The following is a 207-nucleotide window of genomic DNA, read 5'->3' as shown; positions in this document are numbered from 1 at the left end:
TGGTGGCAGGACGGCGAATGCCAGCGAGAACTGCACGGCATAGTAAGCCGCTTTGGCCGCGGCGACAGCGGCCACAGACAGACCCGCTACCGGCTGAGACTGGAGCCGGCCCTGAGCCGTCTGCAGCTGCGGCGCAACAGCCGCATCTTCCAGGAAAAGAGCCTGACCGACATCATCGCGGTACTGTTCGGCGAAATGGGCATTACC

At 63.8% G+C, this 207-nt stretch carries 1 protein-coding gene; it reads left to right on the top strand.

Features of this window, described 5'->3' with window-relative positions:
• Positions 1–207: contractile injection system protein, VgrG/Pvc8 family (locus CBE72_RS07215; RefSeq protein ID WP_206191790.1), on the top strand; the 207-nt coding region annotated here is incomplete at both ends.

Origin of the sequence: Shewanella carassii, from assembly GCF_002777975.1 — a bacterium.
GTDB lineage: Bacteria > Pseudomonadota > Gammaproteobacteria > Enterobacterales > Shewanellaceae > Shewanella > Shewanella carassii.
Note: the sequence above shows the minus strand (reverse complement) of the source record. Positions and strands in the feature narration are given on the sequence as shown.